The following is an 18,695-nucleotide window of genomic DNA, read 5'->3' as shown; positions in this document are numbered from 1 at the left end:
CAATGTCCAGTCAAGTAATGCACGGTGCTGCTCATGGTCACGACCATGGGCATGACGACCACCACCACGACTCGGGCCAGATGACCGTACTCGGTTTCTGGCTGTACCTGATGACCGACTGCATTCTGTTTGCGTCGCTCTTCGCCACCTACGCGGTGCTGTCCGGCAGTTTTGCCGGCGGCCCGTCGGGTCACGACATCTTCCAGCTCGACTTCGTGCTGGTTGAAACCGCGTTCCTGCTGCTGTCCTCGATCACCTTCGGCTTCGCCATGCTGAAGATGTTCGCCGGTAGCAAAGCAGGTGTACTGGGCTGGTTGGCTGTGACCTTCCTGTTCGGTGCTGGCTTCATCGCGATGGAAATCTATGAATTCCATCACCTGATCGGTGAGGGCTTCGGCCCGCAGCGCAGTGGCTTCCTGTCGGGCTTCTTCGCCCTGGTAGGTACCCACGGTCTGCACGTGACTGCCGGCCTGATCTGGATGGCAATCATGATGTTCCAGATCAACAAGCACGGCATCACGCCGACCGCCAAGACCCGCATGAGCTGCCTGAGCCTGTTCTGGCACTTCCTGGACGTGGTCTGGATCTGCGTATTCACCGTCGTCTACCTGCTGGGAGTTCTGTAATGGCTAGCGCACACGACACTCATCACGAAGGCAATCACGGTAGCGTCAAGTCGTACATGGTCGGCTTCGTACTGTCGATCATCCTGACCGCGATCCCGTTCGGCCTGGTGATGTTCCCAAGCCTGCCGAAGAACCTGACCGTTCTGGTCGTGGTGGCCATGGCCGTCATCCAGGTAGTCGTACACCTCGTGTACTTCCTGCACATGGACCGCTCGAAAGAGCAGCGTTCCAACGTGTCGACGTTCCTGTTCACCGCCCTGGTAATCGCTCTGCTGGTCGGCCTGTCGCTGTGGATCATGTTCAGCATCCACTTCGAAATGATGGCCAAGTGAGGTAAGACTGCATGTCCGTTAAGCACTTTATCCAAATCACCAAACCGGGGATCATTTTCGGTAACGTGCTTTCCGTGGCAGGCGGTTTCTTCCTTGCCGCGAAGGGCCATGTGGATTTCGCCCTGTTCCTGGCGGTGGTAGTGGGTACTTCCCTGGTGGTGGCGTCCGGTTGCGTGTTCAACAACTGCATCGACCGCGACATCGACATCAAGATGGAACGTACCAAGAACCGCGTCATGGTTCAGGGCGGCATGCCGCTGCCCCTCGCGCTGGCCTACGCCACCCTTCTCGGGGTGGCGGGCTTCAGCCTGCTGTATGTTCAGGCCAACCCGCTGTCGGCGTTCTGTGCGCTGATTGGCTTCATCGTCTACGTCGGTTTCTACAGCCTGTGGCTGAAGCGCAAATCGGTGCACGGCACCTTGGTCGGCAGCCTTTCGGGTGCCATGCCTCCGGTGATCGGCTACTGCGCCGTGAGCAACAGCTTCGACCTGGCTGCTGTGACCCTGCTGGTGATGTTCAGCCTGTGGCAGATGCCGCACAGCTTCGCGATCGCCATCTTCCGCTTCAAGGATTACAGCGCTGCCAACATTCCGGTCCTGCCGGTGGCGCGCGGTATTCTGGCGGCGAAGAAGCAGATCGTGCTGTACGTGCTGGCCTTCGTGCTCGCAACCCTGATGCTTACCCTCGGCGGTTACGCCGGTCTCGGCTACCTGGCCGTGGCAGCAGCCATGGGCCTGTACTGGCTGTACATGGCGTGGGGTGGCTACAAGGCCGAGGACGACAGCAAGTGGGCCCGCAAGGTATTCGGTTTCTCCATCCTCACCGTCACCGCCCTGAGCGTGATGATGTCGGTGGACAGCCAGACCGCTGCGGACGTGCTGATGACCTACGCGCGCTGATACAGCTGCCTGTTACACGAAAACCCCGGCCAATGCGCCGGGGTTTTTTTATGGGTTTTTTCTGTGCTGGCCCCTTCGCGGGTAAACCCGCTCCCACAGGTATTGCACAGAACTCAGGGCCTGTGTAATTCCTGTGGGAGCAACTGTCTTGTGTTGCCTGTACCGGCCTTATCGCCGGCAAGCCGGCTCCTACAGGTATTGCGGTGATCTTGAGGTCGTCGCTGTACCTGTGGGAGCCGGCTTGCCGGCGATAGGGCAGTCCCTAAAAACATAAAATTTGAATTTTCAAAAAATACATCTGAAAAATTCTAACAAAACAGGAAATTGTCCTTTACAGGTATCCTGTTTCGGCACTATCTTCTGAATCAGGCCGCCACATCGGCCAACGTCGCTCGGACGGTTCCGGGCGCTTACGTCTCCAGAGGAAACCATGGCCAATCCAGGTTCGCCGCGCCGCTTTGCGCGTATCGATCGTCTCCCGCCCTACGTCTTCAACATCACCGCCGAGCTCAAGATGGCAGCCCGCCGCCGTGGCGAGGACATCATCGACCTGAGCATGGGCAACCCCGACGGTGCCACACCGCCGCACATCGTCGAGAAGCTGGTGCAGGTCGCCCAGCGTGAAGACACCCATGGCTACTCCACCTCTCGTGGTATTCCGCGTCTGCGCCGTGCCATCTCCAACTGGTACAAGGACCGCTACGAGGTCGACATCGACCCGGAAAGCGAAGCCATCGTCACCATTGGTTCGAAAGAGGGCCTGGCGCACCTGATGCTTGGCACCCTCGACCATGGCGACACCGTGCTGGTGCCCAACCCGAGCTACCCGATTCACATCTACGGCGCGGTCATCGCCGGAGCGCAGGTTCGCTCCGTGCCGCTGGTGCCGGGCGTGGACTTCTTCAACGAGCTTGAGCGGGCGATTCGCGAGTCCATCCCCAAGCCTAAGATGATGATCCTCGGCTTCCCCTCCAACCCCACCGCTCAGTGTGTCGAGCTGGACTTCTTCGAGCGCGTGGTGGCCTTGGCCAAGCAATATGACGTACTGGTGGTGCATGACCTGGCCTACGCCGACATCGTCTACGACGGCTGGAAGGCTCCGTCGATCATGCAGGTTCCGGGTGCCAAGGACATTGCGGTGGAGTTCTTCACCCTGTCCAAGAGCTACAACATGGCCGGTTGGCGCATCGGCTTCATGGTCGGCAACCCCGAGCTGGTGAGTGCCCTGGCGCGGATCAAGAGCTACCACGACTACGGTACCTTCACACCGCTGCAAGTGGCGGCCATCGCGGCACTGGAAGGCGACCAGCAATGCGTGCGCGACATTGCCGAGCAGTACCGCCAGCGTCGCAACTTGCTGGTCAAAGGGCTGCACGAGTTGGGCTGGATGGTCGAGAATCCCAAGGCATCGATGTACGTCTGGGCGAAGATTCCAGAGCAGTACGCCCATCTTGGCTCGCTGGAGTTTTCCAAGAAGCTGCTGGCCGAGGCCAAGGTCTGTGTTTCTCCGGGCATCGGCTTCGGCGACTACGGCGATGACCATGTGCGCTTTGCCCTGATCGAGAACCAGGACCGCATTCGCCAGGCGATTCGCGGCATCCGCCAGATGTTCCGGGCTGACGGCCTGGCCCGTAATAAGTAGTCGTGAATCAGGGGCCGTGAACCGGCCCCTGATGCTGCCGGATCGGCGGCAATGTTTTTTTGCATTACCCCTCTTCTCAGCCGACCTGGCTTCGATTAAAAATGGCGCCGCGGGCCAGTCCCGATAACAACAACCTTCCCTCCGTGCCATCATGTCCGAAAACAACCCTTGCCTTGACTGCGGCGCCTGCTGCGGGTACTTCCGTGTGTCCTTCTTTTGGGGTGAATGCCAGTCTGCCGGGGGGCTTGTGCCCGATGACCTGGTGGTACAGATCAACCCCACCCGCGTAGCCATGATCGGCACCGACGCCAAGCCCTGTCGCTGCATCAGCCTGGGCGGCGAGATCGGCACTCAGGTGGCCTGCACCATCTACGAGAACCGCTCCAGCCCCTGCCGTGAATTCGATGCGTCCTGGGAAAATGGTGTGCATAACCCCAGCTGCGACGATGCACGCGCGTTCTACGGCCTGCCACCGTTGACGCCGCCGGGGGCCAACGAGCCGAATTGGCCGGATGGCGGGGCCAAGGTGGCCTGACCTTGCAGCAGTCGGTTTATCCACATAGGCGTCCATGAATTCACTGACGTTTTCGCGGGTAAACCGGCTTCCACAGTGTCTGTTTCGCCAAGGAAGTGACTGAAACGGTTAACCCGTTCACGCATTGGCGAAGTGCCACTACCGCTCGTCGGTTGGATCCAACCAGGCATCGCTCGAAACCCGCGAAATACCTGGCACCTTTACATAGCATTAACACTATTTAACTTATCTTTACGCCTGCCTGCCCGCCCTACAGCGGCTACACATTCCCCCAAAGGATATTCGTAGCCAGTGATTAGGCGTTTGGGCCGTCGCGTGTTTCGTTGCTCTTTTGCTTTCCCGCTATACACGCATTCAAGGACTGAATGGCCTGATCCACGAAGGAGCTCTCCGTGGACAGACGTGCCGCTTTTCGTTCGCCTGCCGGTTTTTCGCAACTCTCCCTGGCCGTCAGCCTGGCAGTCGGTGCCATGGCCTTTGGCCTGTCGAGCGAGCCGGCGCTGGCAGTCTGCAGCGCGGCGGGGTCCATAATCACCTGCAACGGCGCGGCCAACCCGCTGGCACCCAGCTATACCAACGGCGGCAGTGGCCTCACGGTCAACGTCAACCCTGGCGCCTCGCTGGGCACGCTGCTAGGCGTGGGCGGCACGTCCCTGTCGCTGGCCGGCAACAACAACACGCTGAACAACTCCGGCACCATCGACCCGACCTTGCTGGGGCTGCTGAGCATCCAGTCCTCCGCCGTGCTGATCGGCAACACCGGCACCGGCAGCACGCTCAACATCAACAACAATGCCACGGGCGTGATCAAGGGCACGGGTGCCTTGCTGGGTGCGAATTTGCTGAACCTCTCCGGCATGGCGCTGGACGCGCGCAACGGTGCGGCGGGAACCACGACCATCACCAATGCCGGCAGTATCGGTTCCTCGGCCCTGGCCAGCCTCACCCTGGTGAGCGAGGACACCCCGGTCATCGCCGTGACCGGCGGCAGCACGGTGAACTTCACCAACACCGGGACCATTCTCGGTCGGACGGCGTTCGAGGCCTCGGCGGCGGGGAACACCTTCACCAACGCCGGGAGCCTGACCGGTAGCCTGTCGATGGGGGCCAACAGTACCAACCGCTTCAACGCCATCACCGGCTCCAGTGTCAGTGCCGGGCTCGGCGTCGGCGTGTCTTTGCTGGTCACCAGCAACCCCAACCTTGCCTACGCGGCAGCCGGCAAGATCGACGGCGGTGCCGGCGGCACCAATACCCTGGCGCTGCGCAACGCCATCGGTGGCGGCAGTGGCACCAGCGGCAGCGGCACCATCAATGCCACCAACTACATCAACTTCAACCGCCTGATCGTCGACAGCGGCACCTGGAGCCTGATCGGCCCGGTGCTCAGCGGCACTACCCAGACCACGCTCAACGATGGCCTGGTCAACTTCGACAACGCCAGTGCCTTCGGCAGCGGCGCCATCACCGTCAATGGCGGCGGGCTGGCGGGCACTGTCGGCGGCCTGAGTCTGGCCAACAACTTCACCCTCAATGCTGGCCTGAACGTCGGCGGGGCCACCGACATGGCCCTCAATGGCGTGATCTCAGGTGTCGGCAGCCTGACCAAGACCGGTGCCGGCCTGCTCACCCTCGGCGGCACCAACACCTACAGCGGCGGCACCACCCTGGCCGCCGGCGGCCTCAACCTGACCAACGCCGCGGCGCTCGGCAGCGGTGCGCTCACCGTCAGCGGTGCCGGTAGCCTGCAAGGCAGCGTGCCACTGGTGCTGAACAACAACGTGACGTTGAACGCGGCGCTGACCTTGCCCGGCAGCAACGCCCTGACCTTGGGTGGCGTGCTTAGCGGCACGGGCTCGCTGGTCAAGAGCGGCAGCGGTGGCCTGACCCTGAACGGCGTCAACACCTACAGCGGCGGCACCACCCTGGCCAGCGGCACCCTTACACTTGGCAATGCCAGCGCCCTGGGTAGCGGCGCGTTGGGCCTGACCGGCAGCGGTACCCTGGACAACACGGCGACCATGTCCCTCGGCAACGCCATCAACCTGGGCAGCAGCACCCTGACCTTGCCGGGCAACAACGCCCTGACGCTCAACGGCGTGATTGGCGGCACCGGCAGCCTGGTCAAGAACGGCGCCGCCGACCTCACCCTCAACGGCGTGAACACCTTCAGCGGCGGTACCAGCCTGGGCGCAGGCAAGCTCACGGTCGGCGACAGCGCCGCGCTGGGCAGCGGTGCCCTGGCACTGACCGGCAATGCCAGCCTCGACGCCAGCACAGGAGTCAGCCTGGCCAACGCAATCAACCTCGGCGCCAACACCCTCAACCTTCTGGGCACCAGCGCCACCACTTTGGGCGGCGTGATCAGCGGGACCGGCGCACTTATCAAGAACGGCGCTGGCGACCTGGCCCTGAATGGCAACAACACCTTCAGCGGCGGCCTGACGCTCAACACCGGCAAGCTCACCGTCGGCCACAGCAACGCCCTGGGCGGCGGCGCGCTGACCCTGGGCGGCAACGCCAGCCTCGATGCCAGCACTGGGGTCAACCTGGGGAATGCCATCAACCTGGGTGCCAACACCCTGAACCTGCTGGGCACCAGCGCTACCACCCTGGGCGGCGTGATCAGCGGCACCGGCGCATTGGTGAAAAGCGGCAGCGCCGGCCTGACCCTCAACGGCAGCAACACCTTCAGCGGAGGCACTACCCTCAACGCGGGCGTGCTGACCGTGGGCGACAACAATGCCCTGGGTACCGGGGCGCTCAGCCTGGGCGGCAACGCCAGCCTCGATGCGGGCGCGACGGTCAACCTGGGCAACGCCATCAACCTGGGCGGTAACACCCTGACCCTGCCCGGCAGCAATGCCGCTACCCTGAGCGGTGTGATCAGCGGTACCGGCGCTTTGGTCAAGAACGGTGGCAGCAACCTGACCCTGACCGGCAGCAACACCTTCAGCGGCGGACTCACCCTCAATGCCGGCACCCTGACCCTGGCCAGCGCGGCCGCCCTGGGGACCGGTGCATTGTCTGTCGGCGGCGCGTCGACCCTGGCCAACGCCACGGCATTCACCCTGAACAACGGCGTCAACCTCGGCGCCAACCTGACCTTGGCCGGAGGCAACAACCTGGTCCTGGCCGGCAACCTCAGCGGCACCGGTGGGCTGACCAAGAACGGCAGCGCCAGCCTGACCCTGTCGGGCAGCAACACCCAGAGCGGTACCACCACTCTCAACGCCGGCACCCTGGTAGTGGGCAGCGCCACCGCGCTGGGTACCGGGGCACTCAACGCCGCAGCGGGCACCACCCTCGACACCAGCATCGCCGGGCTGAACATCGGCAACGCGCTGAACCTGGCCGGCAACCTCACTCTCGCCGGCAGCAACGACCTCACCCTCGGCGGCGTGATCGCGGGTGTCGGCGGCCTGACCAAGAACGGCAACACCACGCTGACCCTCACTGGCGCCAACACCCAGGTCGGTGCCACCAATCTCAATGCCGGCACCATCGTGGTCGGCAGCAACACCGCGCTGGGCAGTGGCGCGCTCAATGCCGCCGCAGGCACCAGCCTGGACGCCAGCAGCGCGGTCAACCTCGGCAACGCTGTCAACCTGGTCGGCGCACTGACCATTGGCGGCAGCGCCAACCTCGGCCTCGGCGGCCTGGTCAGCGGCGCGGGTAGCCTGGTCAAGAACGGCAGCGCAACCCTGACCCTATCCGGCCCTAACGCCTACCTGGGCGGCACCACCCTCAATGCCGGCGGCCTGGTGCTGGGCAACGCTGCGGCGCTCGGCGTGGGCAAGCTCACCGTGGCAGGCGCGGGCAGCCTGGACAGCACGGCGGCGCTCAGCGTCGGCAACGCCGTTACCCTTGATGCCGACCTCACCCTGGCCGGCAGCAACAACCTGAGCCTCAATGGTGTGATCGACGGCACTGGCCGGCTGATCAAGAACGGTGCCACAACGCTTACCCTCGGTGGCCTCAACAGCTATGCCGGCGGCACGTTGCTCAACGCTGGCGGCCTGGTGCTTGGCAACGGCAGCGCGCTCGGCACGGGGACCCTGACCGTGGGCGGCGCCGCGAGCCTGGACAACAGCAGCGCCGTCAGCCTGGGCAACAACGTCGCGCTCAACGCCAACCTCACCGTGGGCGGCAGCAATGCGTTGGCCCTCGGCGGGGTGCTCAGCGGGGCAGGGCAGCTGGTCAAGAACGGTACCGCCACCCTGACCTTGAACGGCGTCAACACCTACGCCGGTGGCACCACCCTGAGTGACGGTGGTGTGGTCATCGGCAACGGTAGCGCCCTCGGCAGTGGCGCCCTGAACGTGACCGGTGCCGCCAGCCTCGACAACAGCGCCGTGCTGACCCTGGCCAACGACATCGGCCTGGGCGCCAACCTCACTGTGGGGGGCAGCAACGACCTCACCTTGAGCGGCGCCCTCAGCGGCACGGGCGGCTTGATCAAGAACGGCTTGGCCGACCTGACGCTCAGCGGCAACAATACCTTCAGCGGCGCCATCGACCTGCTCGGCGGCAGTCTCACCACCGTGGGCACTGGCGCGCTGGGCAACGCCTCGGCGCTCAATGTCGGCGCGGGTGCCAGCCTCAACCTCGGTAACAGTGCCGCAATCGGCAGCCTCAGCGGTGCAGGCACGGTGAACGTGGCTGGTGGCGGCAACCTGACCGTGGGTGGCAACAACTCGAACAACGTCTTCAGCGGCGCCCTGGCCGGCGCGGGCGGGCTGGTGAAGACCGGCACCGGCAGCCTGGAGCTGTCGGGCGTGAGCGTGCTGGCGGGCAACTCCACGGTCAACGCCGGCCTGCTCAACGTCTCCGGCTCCCTGGCCAGCGCCAACGTGCAGGTCAACAGTGGTGCCAGCCTGGGCGGCACCGGCAGCCTGCTCGGCGCCGTCGATATCGCCAACGGCGCGCACCTGCTGGCCAACAGCGGCGCGACCCTGGCCACCGGCGCCCTGACCTTGCACAGCGGCTCGATCCTCGATTTCGGCCTGGGCTCGCCATCCACCGGCGGCACCGCGCTGGTCAACGTCAACGGCAACCTGACCCTCGACGGTACCCTCAACGTCACCGATATCGGCGGCTTCGGCACCGGTATCTACCGCTTGTTCGACTACACCGGCGCCCTGGTGGACAACGGTGTGGTGGTCGGCACTTACCCAGGCAGCGTACTGCCGGGCGACCTGCAGGTGCAGACCTCCATCGGCAGCCAGATCAACCTGCTGGTGGGCGGTGCCACTGGCACCGTGCAGTTCTGGGACGGTGGCCAGAACGTCCCCAACGGCGTGATCGACGGCGGCACGGGGACCTGGAACGGCGCCAACACCAACTGGACCGATGTCAACGGTGTGCTCAACACCACCTGGGCCAGCGACTTCGCGGTGTTCCAGGGCACCGCGGGCGATGTCACCGTGGTCGGCACCCAGGCCGCCACCGGCCTGCAGTTCGTCACCAACGGCTATCGCCTGATCGGCGCGGGTGGCCTGGACCTGGTCAACGCCAGCAACGGTGCCTTCAGCGTGCGCGTCGACCCGGGTGTCACCGCGACGGTGAACGTCGGTCTCTCGGGCAGCGGCCAATTGGCCAAGCTCGACAGCGGCACCCTGGTGCTCAACGGTGCCAACAGCTACACCGGCGGTACCGTGTTCAATGGCGGCAGCATCGTCGTTGGCAACAACACCGCGTTCGGCACGGGGGCAGTCAGCGCCGCAGCCGGCACCAGCCTGGACAGCAACACTGCCGTCACCCTGGGCAACGCCTTTGCCCTGGGCGGCGCCTTGACCGTCGGCGGTAGTGCTGACCTGGGCCTGACCGGCGTCGTGTCGGGCAGTGGCAGCCTGATCAAGGCCGGTGGCGCCAACCTCACACTCGGCAACGCCAACACCTACAGCGGCGGCACCAGCCTCGGCGCCGGTACCCTGACCTTGGGCAATGCCCAGGCGCTGGGTACGGGCGGCCTGACGGTGACGGGCGCCGCCAGCCTGGACACCAGCGCTAACCTGGCATTGGCCAATACCGTTGCCTTGAACGCCAACCTCACCCTACCGGGCAGCAACAACCTCACCCTCAACGGTGCGCTCAGCGGCACTGGCGGCTTGGTCAAGACCGGCGCCGGCACGCTGACCCTCAATGGCAGCAATAGCCAGCAAGGCACCACCAGCCTCAACGGTGGCACCCTGGTGGTTGGCAGCAATACAGCCTTGGGCACAGGTGCTCTGAACGCCGTAGGCGGCACGACCCTGAGCAGCAACGCCAACGTCACCCTGGCCAACCTGCTCAACCTGGCTGGCAACCTGACCATCGCCGGGGCGCAGAACCTGACCCTGGGCGGTAACATCGCTGGCGTCGGTGGCCTGACCAAGACCGGCAGCGGCACCCTGACCCTGAACGGCACCAACGGCAACCTGGGCAATACCAACCTCAATGCCGGCACCCTGGTGCTCGGCAGCGCCAGTGCCCTCGGCCTCGGCCAACTCAACGCGGCCGCCGGTACCACGCTGGACAACAACACCGCGTTGAACATCGGCAACACCGTCAACTTGGGGGGCAATCTCACGATCACCGGTAGCAACGACCTGGGCCTGGGCGGCCTGGTCACCGGCGCTGGCAGCCTGACCAAGAACGGCGCCAGCAACCTCACCCTAAGTGGCGCCAATACCCTGACCGGTGGCGTGACCCTCAATGCTGGCACCCTCACCCTGGGCAACAACCAGGCGCTGGGCACCGGCACCCTGACCGTCGGTGCCGCCAGCAACCTGGCCACCACCGGCGCCCTGACTCTGGCCAACCAGATGGTGCTGAACGGCACCTTGAGCCTGCTGGGCAACAACAACCTGGTGTTGAACGGTGTGATCAGCGGCACGGGTGGCCTGACCAAGGCTGGTAGCGGCAACCTGACCCTGGGCGCCGCCAATACCTACCAGGGCACCACCACCCTTGGGGGCGGTACCCTGACCTTGGGCAACAACACCGCCCTGGGTTCGGGCAACCTGTCGGTGACCGGCAACAGCACCCTGGGTACCACCGGAGTACTGCAGCTGGCCAACGCCATCGGCCTTGGCACCGGTACCACCCTTGGCGTCAACAACACTCAGACGCTGACCCTCGATGGGGTCATCAGTGGTGGTGGCGGTTTGAGCAAACTGGGCAGCGGCCAGCTGATCCTCAACGGCAACAACACCTACGGCGGTGGCACCTCGCTGCAGGCCGGCAGCCTGCTGCTGGGCAATGCCGGCGCCCTGGGCAGCGGCGCGCTGACAGTCAACGGCGCCGCTACCCTCGATGCCAGCCAAGCGCTGGCGCTGGCCAACGCCGTCAACCTGAGCGGTGGCAACCTCACTCTCGGCGGCAGCCAGGCACTGACCCTCAATGGCGTGGTCAGTGGCAACAACGGCCTGATCAAGAATGGCACGGCCAGCCTGACCCTCAACGGCAGCAACACCTACAGCGGCGGCACCACGCTCAACGGCGGCACCCTGGTGGTCGGCAGCAACTCCGCCCTGGGCACTGGCGCCCTGAGTAGCGGCGCCAACACCAGCCTCGATGCCAACGGCGCGGGTGTCACCCTGGCCAACGCCGTGCACCTGGGCGGCACGCTCAACGTGCCTGGCAGCGCCAACCTCACCCTCAATGGCGTGCTCGATGGCGTCGGAGGCCTGAACAAATCGGGCGCCGCCACCCTGACCCTCAACGGCGCCAACAACTACCTTGGCGGCACCACCCTCGGCGCCGGCCAGCTCGTGGTCGGCAACGACAACGCGCTGGGGCAGGGCGCGCTGACCGTCGCCGGAGCCTCGACCCTGAGCGCAGGCAGCAACGTCACCCTGGCCAACAACGTCACCCTCAACGCTGGCCTGACGGTCGCTGGCGGCAACGACCTGACCCTCAATGGCGTGATCAACGGCACCGCCGGCCTGGTCAAGAACGGCAGCGGCAACCTGACCATCAACGGCAACAACGGCTACCAAGGCGGTACCCAGCTTAACGCAGGGCGCCTGACCTTGGGCAGCAGCGGCGCCCTGGGCACCGGCACCCTGGCGGTCACCGCTGATGCCACCCTGGCCAACAGCGCGCCCATGGCTCTGGGCAACACCATCGCCCTGAGCAACGGCGCCAACCTGACCGTCGAAGCTGCCAACGCGCTGATCTTCAGCGGCGACCTGGGCGGCAGCGGCAACCTGATCAAGACCGGCGTCGACGACCTCACCCTGGTCGGCGTCAAGACCTTCACCGGCGACGTCGATATCCAGGCCGGTTCCGTCACCACCTTGGGCAGCGGCGTGCTAGCCAACGTCGACACGCTCAACGTCGGCGCCAGCGGCCAGCTGAACCTCAACGGCAATGCCAGCTTCGGCAGCCTGACCGGCAGTGGCCAGGTCGATGTTGGCATTGGCAGCGTCCTGAGCCTGGGCAGCAACAACCTCAGCAGCACCTTCGCCGGTGGCCTCAACGGCTTGGGCGGCTTGACCAAAGTCGGTACCGGCACCCTGACCCTGACGGGCACCGGCAACCTGGCCGACAACACCCATGTCAACGCTGGCACCCTGAAAGTCGACGGCACCCTGGGCAGCAACCTGCTGACCGTCGGCAATGGCGCTACCCTGACCGGTAGCGGTACCGCCAATGCCACAGTGGTCATCAGCAACGGCGGCCATCTGGTGGGGCAGAGCGGCAGCACCCTGGGCCTCGGCAGCCTGGTGCTCAACAGCGGCTCGATCGTCGATGCCGGCCTGGGCGCGCCGTCCACGGGCGGCACCGCGCTGTTCAACGTCGGCGGCAACCTGACCCTCGACGGCACCCTCAATGTCAGCAGCATCGGTGGCTTCGGCAACGGCGTGTACCGGATCTTCGACTACACCGGCTCGCTCACCGACAACGGCCTGGACTTCGGCAGCCTGCCGGGGGGCGTAGGCCTGGGCGATGTGAGCCTGCAGACCGTCCTGGCCAACCAGGTCAACCTGCTGGTCAGCGCCGCCGGCCTGAATATCCAGTTCTGGGACGGTAGCCAGAGCGTGGCCAACGGCCAGGTCGAGGGTGGCTCGGGCGTGTGGAACGCCACCAACACCAACTGGACCGATCTAAACGGCACGTTCAACTCCACTTGGGGCAGCACCTTCGCGGTGTTCCAAGGCACGGCGGGTGACGTCACCGTCGATGGCAGCCAGACCGTCAACGGCATGCAGTTCGTTACCAATGGCTATCGCCTGCTGGCTGGCACGGGAGGGGCACTCAACCTGATCAACGGCACCGGTGGCGACACCAGCGTGCGGGTCGACCCGGGCGTGACCGCTACCCTCGATGTCGGCCTGACCGGCGTCGGCAAGCTGAACAAGCTCGACAGCGGCACCCTGGTGCTCAACGGCAGCAACAGCTACAGCGGCGGCACCACCCTCAGTGGCGGCACCCTGGTGCTGGGCAACAACAGTGCCCTGGGCAGCGGCACGCTCGATACCGCTGCAGGCACCACCCTCGACAGCAACGCGGCGGTGGCCTTGGGCAACGCTGTCGTTCTAGGCGGCCCGCTGAACATTGCTGGCAGCAACGACCTGGCGCTCAATGGCAACATCAGCGGCGCCGGTGGCCTGCTCAAGGCTGGCACCGCACGCCTGGCACTGGGCGGCAACAACACCTTCGCCGGCAACACTGCGCTCAACGGCGGTACCCTGGTGCTGGGTTCCAACACCGCGTTGGGCACCGGCAGCCTGAACGCCGCCAGCGGCACCAGCCTCGACAGCAGCCAGGCCGTCACCCTGGCCAACAACGTCAACCTGGCCGGCCCGCTCACGGTGCTGGGCAGCAACGACCTGACTCTCGGCGGCACCGTTGCGGGTGCGGGGCGCCTGCTCAAGGCTGGCGCCGCACGCTTCGCGCTGATGGGCGCAAACACCTACAGCGGCGGCACCGACCTGCAATCCGGCACCTTGGTGGTCGGCAACAACGCCGCCCTCGGTACCGGCGGCCTGGACGTCACCGGCAATGGCAGCCTCGATAGCGCCAGCGCCGTCAGCCTTGCCGGCCCGGTGAATGTCAGCGGTATCCTCAACGTACTGGGCAGCAACGACCTGCAACTGGGCGGCATACTCAGCGGTGGCGGCACGCTCAACAAGAGCGGCCTGGCCGACCTGACGCTGTCGGGCAACAACACCTTCAGCGGCATCCTCAACATCCTCTCTGGCAGCCTGAGCACCATTGGTACCACGGCACTGGGTACCCAGAGCGCGTTGAACATCAGCACCGGCGCCAACCTCAACCTCGACGGCAATACCACCCTCGGCGACATCGGCGGCAATGGCGCGATCCAGATTGCCACCGGCAATAGCTTGAACGTCGAAGGCGGGGTGTTCGATGGCAACATCGGCGGTAGCGGCACCTTGAACAAACTCGGCCTTGGCACCTTGACGCTCAACGGCAGCAGCAACCACTCCGGTACTACCAACGTACAAGGTGGCGTACTGAGCGTGAATGGGGCATTGGCCAGCAGCGCGGTCAATGTCGCCAGCAGTGCCACCCTGTCCGGCGCCGGCAGCCTAGGAGGTGCGGTGACCGTGGCCAGCGGCGGTACGCTGGCGGCCGCCAGTGGTGCCACCTTGAGTGTAGGCAACCTGACCCTCGCCAGCGGCGCCAGCTTCAACGCAGCGCTTGGCGCACCGTCCAGCAGCGCCGCTGCGCTGGTCGACGTGGCCAACAACCTGACCTTGGGCGGCACCCTCAACGTTACCGATATTGGTGGCTTTGGCGCTGGGGTGTACCGCCTGTTCGACTATGGCGGCAGCCTGGTCGACAATGGCCTGGCCATCGGCAGCGCGCCTGTACCGGTCACCGACCTGACAGTGCAGACCGCCGTTGCCAACCAGGTCAACCTGGTGGTCGGTGGGGCCAGCAACGTCTTGTTCTGGGATGGCAGCCAAAGTGTCGCCAACGGCCTGATCGATGGCGGCAGTGGCACCTGGAATGCCGTCAACAGCAACTGGACCGACGCCAACGGCGTGCTCAACCAGACCTGGAACGACACCTTCGCCGTATTCCAGGGCACTGCCGGCACCGTCACCGTCGACGGCAGCCATAGCATCAGTGGTCTGCAGTTCAGCGCCGATGGCTATGTGCTCAACGCAGGCAACGCGGGTGAACTGCTTGGCAACGGCATCAGCAACCTGCGGGTCGATACCGGCGTCACCGCCACCCTCAACGTCGCCCTCAATGGCACCGGTGCTCTCGCCAAGCAGGACGCCGGCACCCTGGTGCTCAACGCCGCCAACGGCTACAGCGGCGGCACCTTGCTCAACGGCGGCACCCTGGTGCTGGGCAACAACAGCGCGCTGGGCAGCGGTACCCTGACCGCCGCCGCTGGCACCACACTGGACAGCAACACTGCCGTCACCCTGGCCAACAACGCTGTACTCAACGGCGCCCTGGCTATCGGTGGCAGCAACGCCCTGACCCTCAACGGCGCCATCAGCGGCACTGGAGGACTGTTGAAAAACGGTAACGGCCAGTTAACCCTGGGCGGTGCCAACACCTACACCGGCGGCACCCAGATCAATGCTGGCAGCGTTGTGGGCAACACCAGCAGCCTGCAGGGCGCCATCCTCAACAACGCTGCGTTGGCCTTCGAGCAGAGCGCCAATGGCAGCTACACCGGCAACCTCACCGGTAGCGGCACCTTGGCCAAGAATGGCAGCGGCGAGCTGTTGCTGACCGGGGTCAACGGCCTGACCGGTGCCACCACCGTCAACGCTGGCAGCCTGCTGGTCAATGGCCGCCTCGACAGTGCCAACGTGCAAGTTGCCACTGGCGCCCGTCTGGGTGGCAGCGGCACTTACAGCGGTACCGTGCAGATCGCCAATGGTGCCACCCTGGCTGCCGGCCAGAGTGCCACGCCGTTGACCGTGGGCAACCTCAACCTGAGTTCGGGCAGTGCCCTGGACTTCACCCTCGGTGCACCGGCCGCGTCCACCACGGTGGTCAAGGTCAACGGCAACCTGGTGCTTGACGGTACGTTGAACATCACCGATGCCGGTGGTTTCGGCACCGGTGTCTACCAGTTGTTCAGCTACGGAGGCAGCCTCACCGACAACGGCCTGGTGTTCGGTGGCATCCCTGGCAGCGTGGCCCTGGCCGACCTCAGCCTGCAGACCGCCATCGCCAACCAACTCAACCTGGTGGTGCAGAACGACGGTGACGAGCTGCAGTTCTGGAACGCTGGCAAGACCAACCCCGACGGCACTATTGGCGGTGGCGACGGTACCTGGGGCCCAGACACCAAATGGACCAATGCATCCGGTACCACGGTCGACGGTTGGAGCAGCCAGTATGGTGTGTTCAGTGGTGCGCCGGGCACCGTCACCGTGGTCGGCAACCAGTCCTTCAGCGGCCTGCAGTTCCTCAGCAGCGGCTATCAGCTGGTTCCGGGCGCTGGCGGTAGCCTGACGCCTGTCAACGCTGCAGATGGCAGCCTGGCTTCGCTGCGGGTCAATGCCGGTGCCACCGCCGTGATCAGCGCGCCGCTGGTGGGCACGGGCGGCATCGAGAAGCTCGACGCCGGCACCCTGGTGCTCAGCGGTGCCAACACCTACAGCGGCGGTACCACCGTCAGCGGTGGCACTCTGGTCGGCAACACCACCAGCCTGCAGGGCAACATCGTCAACAATGCCAGCCTGGTGTTCCAGCAAGCTGCCGACGGCACCTTCAACGGCACCCTGAGTGGCACCGGTACCACCACCAAGCAAGGTGCCGGCACCCTGTTGTTGATCGGCAGCCAGCCCACCGCAAGCGCGCTGTTTAGCGCGCGCATCCTGGCCACCACGGGCACCTTCAACGTCAACCAGGGTGTGCTGCAGGTGGGCGACGCGGCCCATCCGGGCACCACCCTCGACGCCCAGGTGAACGTAGCCAATGGCGCCGCCCTGACCGGCAACGGCACCGTGGCCGGGCTGACCAACAATGGCACCGTGTTGCCAGGGCCGGCCGGTAACCTGAACGTGACAGGCAACTTCACCAATGGCTCCAGCGGCACCCTGGTGATCGACCTCGGCGTCGAGCCTGCGAACTACCTGAACGTGGGCGGCACCGCCAACCTTGGCGGCAGCCTGCAGGTGGCCAACCTGGACGATGACGACGGCCAGTACACGGTGGTCGACGCGGCCGGTGGCGTCGTTGGTACGTTCGCCAGCACCAACCTGAGCAACTCGGCATTCATCGACAGCGCACTGGACTACGGCACCAACCAAGTCACCCTGACGGTGAGCCGCAACGACACTTCGTTCGCCGACGTCGCCGCCAGCGATAATCAGCGCGGCGTCGCCACCGCCCTGGAAAGCGCAGGTGCCCCGGCGGCATTGCGCAACACTATCGTGACCATGGACGGCGACTCGGCTCGCAGTGCCTTCGACAGCCTGTCCGGCGAGATCCACGCCAGCACCGCCACCGTGCTGATCGAGGATTCGCGCTACATCCGCGATGCGGTCAACGACCGCTTGCGCCAGGCCGACTGCAGCCGCGAGGACGACCCACGGCGAACCCTGGCACCCACCGCCAACCAGCAGCTGACCAGCGAAGGTTGCCAGGGCCAGGCTGTCGGCTGGGTCCGCGCCATTGGTGGTTGGGGTGACTATGACGGCAACAGCAACCATGCCAGCGTCGACCGCGACCTGTCGGGCTTCATGCTGGGTGTGGACCGCGCGTTGGATGAGCAATGGAAAGTCGGTATCGCCGCGGGCTATACCCGCTCCAGCATCGACGCCCAGCGTCGCCGTTCGGACGCCAGTGTCGACAGCTACCACCTGACCACCTACCTGGGCTACCAGCTGGACGCCCTCGCCGCACGCCTGGGCGTGGCCTACGCCTGGCATGATATCGACACCAAGCGCGATGTCTCGGTGGGCAGCTACGACGATCGCCTCAAGGCCAAGTACAAGGCGCGCAGTGCACAGGTGTTCGGCGAAGTGGGCTATGCCATCGATGCTGGTGGCGTTGCCCTGGAACCGTTCGCCGGGCTGGCCTACGTCAACTACGACAGCGATACCGCCCATGAGAAGGGTGGGGCAGGGCGACTGGAGGGCAAGGTCGATCAGGACGTGACCTACTCCACATTGGGTGTGCGGGCCGGCAAGCTTATCAAACTCGACAACGGTGGCACGATCACGCCACGGGTATCGCTTGGCTGGCGCCATGCCTTTGGGGACGACAAACCAGATGCCAGCCTGCGCTTCATCGATGGCGGCTCCGGGTTCAGCACCGAGGGTGTGCCGATTGCCAAGGATGCGGCGGTGGTCGAGGTGGGGCTGGACGTGAGCGTGGGCGCCAGTGGCAAGCTGGGCGTCGGGTATTCAGGGCAATTGTCCAATGAGAATCGCGACCATGGGGTAGTGGTGGGCTTCAGCATGCCGTTCTGAGGTGGGGTGGGTTATTGGCATGGGATGTTTAGCGCCCATGAGATCGAGCGCCGCCCGCGCGGCGCATCGCGAGCAAGGCTCGCTCCTACGTTTGTTTACGGCCAATAACGCCTGTGCCAAGCGCGCGCGACCGCCTTGCTTGTACGACTCAATATCGCGTCGTGCACCAAAGCGGTCGCGCGCAAATCGCGCAGGCATAACTGGCCAGAAACAAACGTAGGAGCGAGCCTTGCTCGCGATGCGCCGCGCGGGCGGC

At 65.1% G+C, this 18,695-nt stretch carries 6 protein-coding genes; all 6 read left to right on the top strand.

What is annotated here, in order from left to right; all coding sequences use genetic code 11:
• Window positions 1-2 precede the first annotated feature (2 nt).
• The 6 genes from cyoC to PspTeo4_RS16690 all read left to right on the top strand — a co-directional run bounded on the left by cyoC (window position 3) and on the right by PspTeo4_RS16690 (window position 18,439).
• The gene (cyoC, locus tag PspTeo4_RS16715) at window positions 3-626 is read left to right on the top strand and encodes a cytochrome o ubiquinol oxidase subunit III (RefSeq protein WP_322364956.1); all 624 of its coding nucleotides are present in this window, start codon (window positions 3-5) and stop codon (window positions 624-626) included.
• Complete coding sequence (gene cyoD / locus PspTeo4_RS16710; protein ID WP_322364955.1) at window positions 626-958, top strand: cytochrome o ubiquinol oxidase subunit IV; 333 nt, start codon at window positions 626-628, stop codon at window positions 956-958. The genes cyoC and cyoD overlap by 1 nt, the downstream gene beginning before the upstream one ends.
• Window positions 959-969: 11 nt before the next feature.
• A complete protein-coding gene (gene cyoE, locus PspTeo4_RS16705) occupies window positions 970-1,857 on the top strand; it encodes a heme o synthase (protein ID WP_322364953.1) in 888 nt (295 codons plus the stop codon).
• A gap of 430 nt (window positions 1,858-2,287) precedes the next feature.
• Window positions 2,288-3,499, top strand: a complete 1,212-nt coding sequence (gene alaC / locus PspTeo4_RS16700) for an alanine transaminase (RefSeq protein ID WP_322364951.1) — start codon at window positions 2,288-2,290, stop codon at window positions 3,497-3,499.
• A 151-nt stretch (window positions 3,500-3,650) separates the two neighbouring features.
• Complete coding sequence (locus tag PspTeo4_RS16695) at window positions 3,651-4,034, top strand: YkgJ family cysteine cluster protein (RefSeq protein ID WP_322364949.1); 384 nt, start codon at window positions 3,651-3,653, stop codon at window positions 4,032-4,034.
• 392 nt (window positions 4,035-4,426) lie between these two features.
• Window positions 4,427-18,439 carry an autotransporter-associated beta strand repeat-containing protein gene (locus PspTeo4_RS16690; protein ID WP_322364947.1) on the top strand — a complete coding sequence of 4,671 codons (14,013 nt, stop codon included), beginning with the start codon at window positions 4,427-4,429 and terminating at the stop codon, window positions 18,437-18,439.
• The last annotated feature ends 256 nt before the right edge of the window (window positions 18,440-18,695 follow it).

Source organism: Pseudomonas sp. Teo4 (genome assembly GCF_034387475.1).
Lineage (GTDB): Bacteria > Pseudomonadota > Gammaproteobacteria > Pseudomonadales > Pseudomonadaceae > Aquipseudomonas.
Note: the sequence above shows the minus strand (reverse complement) of the source record. Positions and strands in the feature narration are given on the sequence as shown.

Coding starts and splice junctions, on each gene's coding strand:
- cyoC (WP_322364956.1), top strand. CDS start 3: ATGTCCAGTCAAGTAATGCACGGTGCTGCTCATGGTCACGACCATGGG.
- PspTeo4_RS16695 (WP_322364949.1), top strand. CDS start 3,651: ATGTCCGAAAACAACCCTTGCCTTGACTGCGGCGCCTGCTGCGGGTAC.
- alaC (WP_322364951.1), top strand. CDS start 2,288: ATGGCCAATCCAGGTTCGCCGCGCCGCTTTGCGCGTATCGATCGTCTC.
- cyoE (WP_322364953.1), top strand. CDS start 970: ATGTCCGTTAAGCACTTTATCCAAATCACCAAACCGGGGATCATTTTC.
- cyoD (WP_322364955.1), top strand. CDS start 626: ATGGCTAGCGCACACGACACTCATCACGAAGGCAATCACGGTAGCGTC.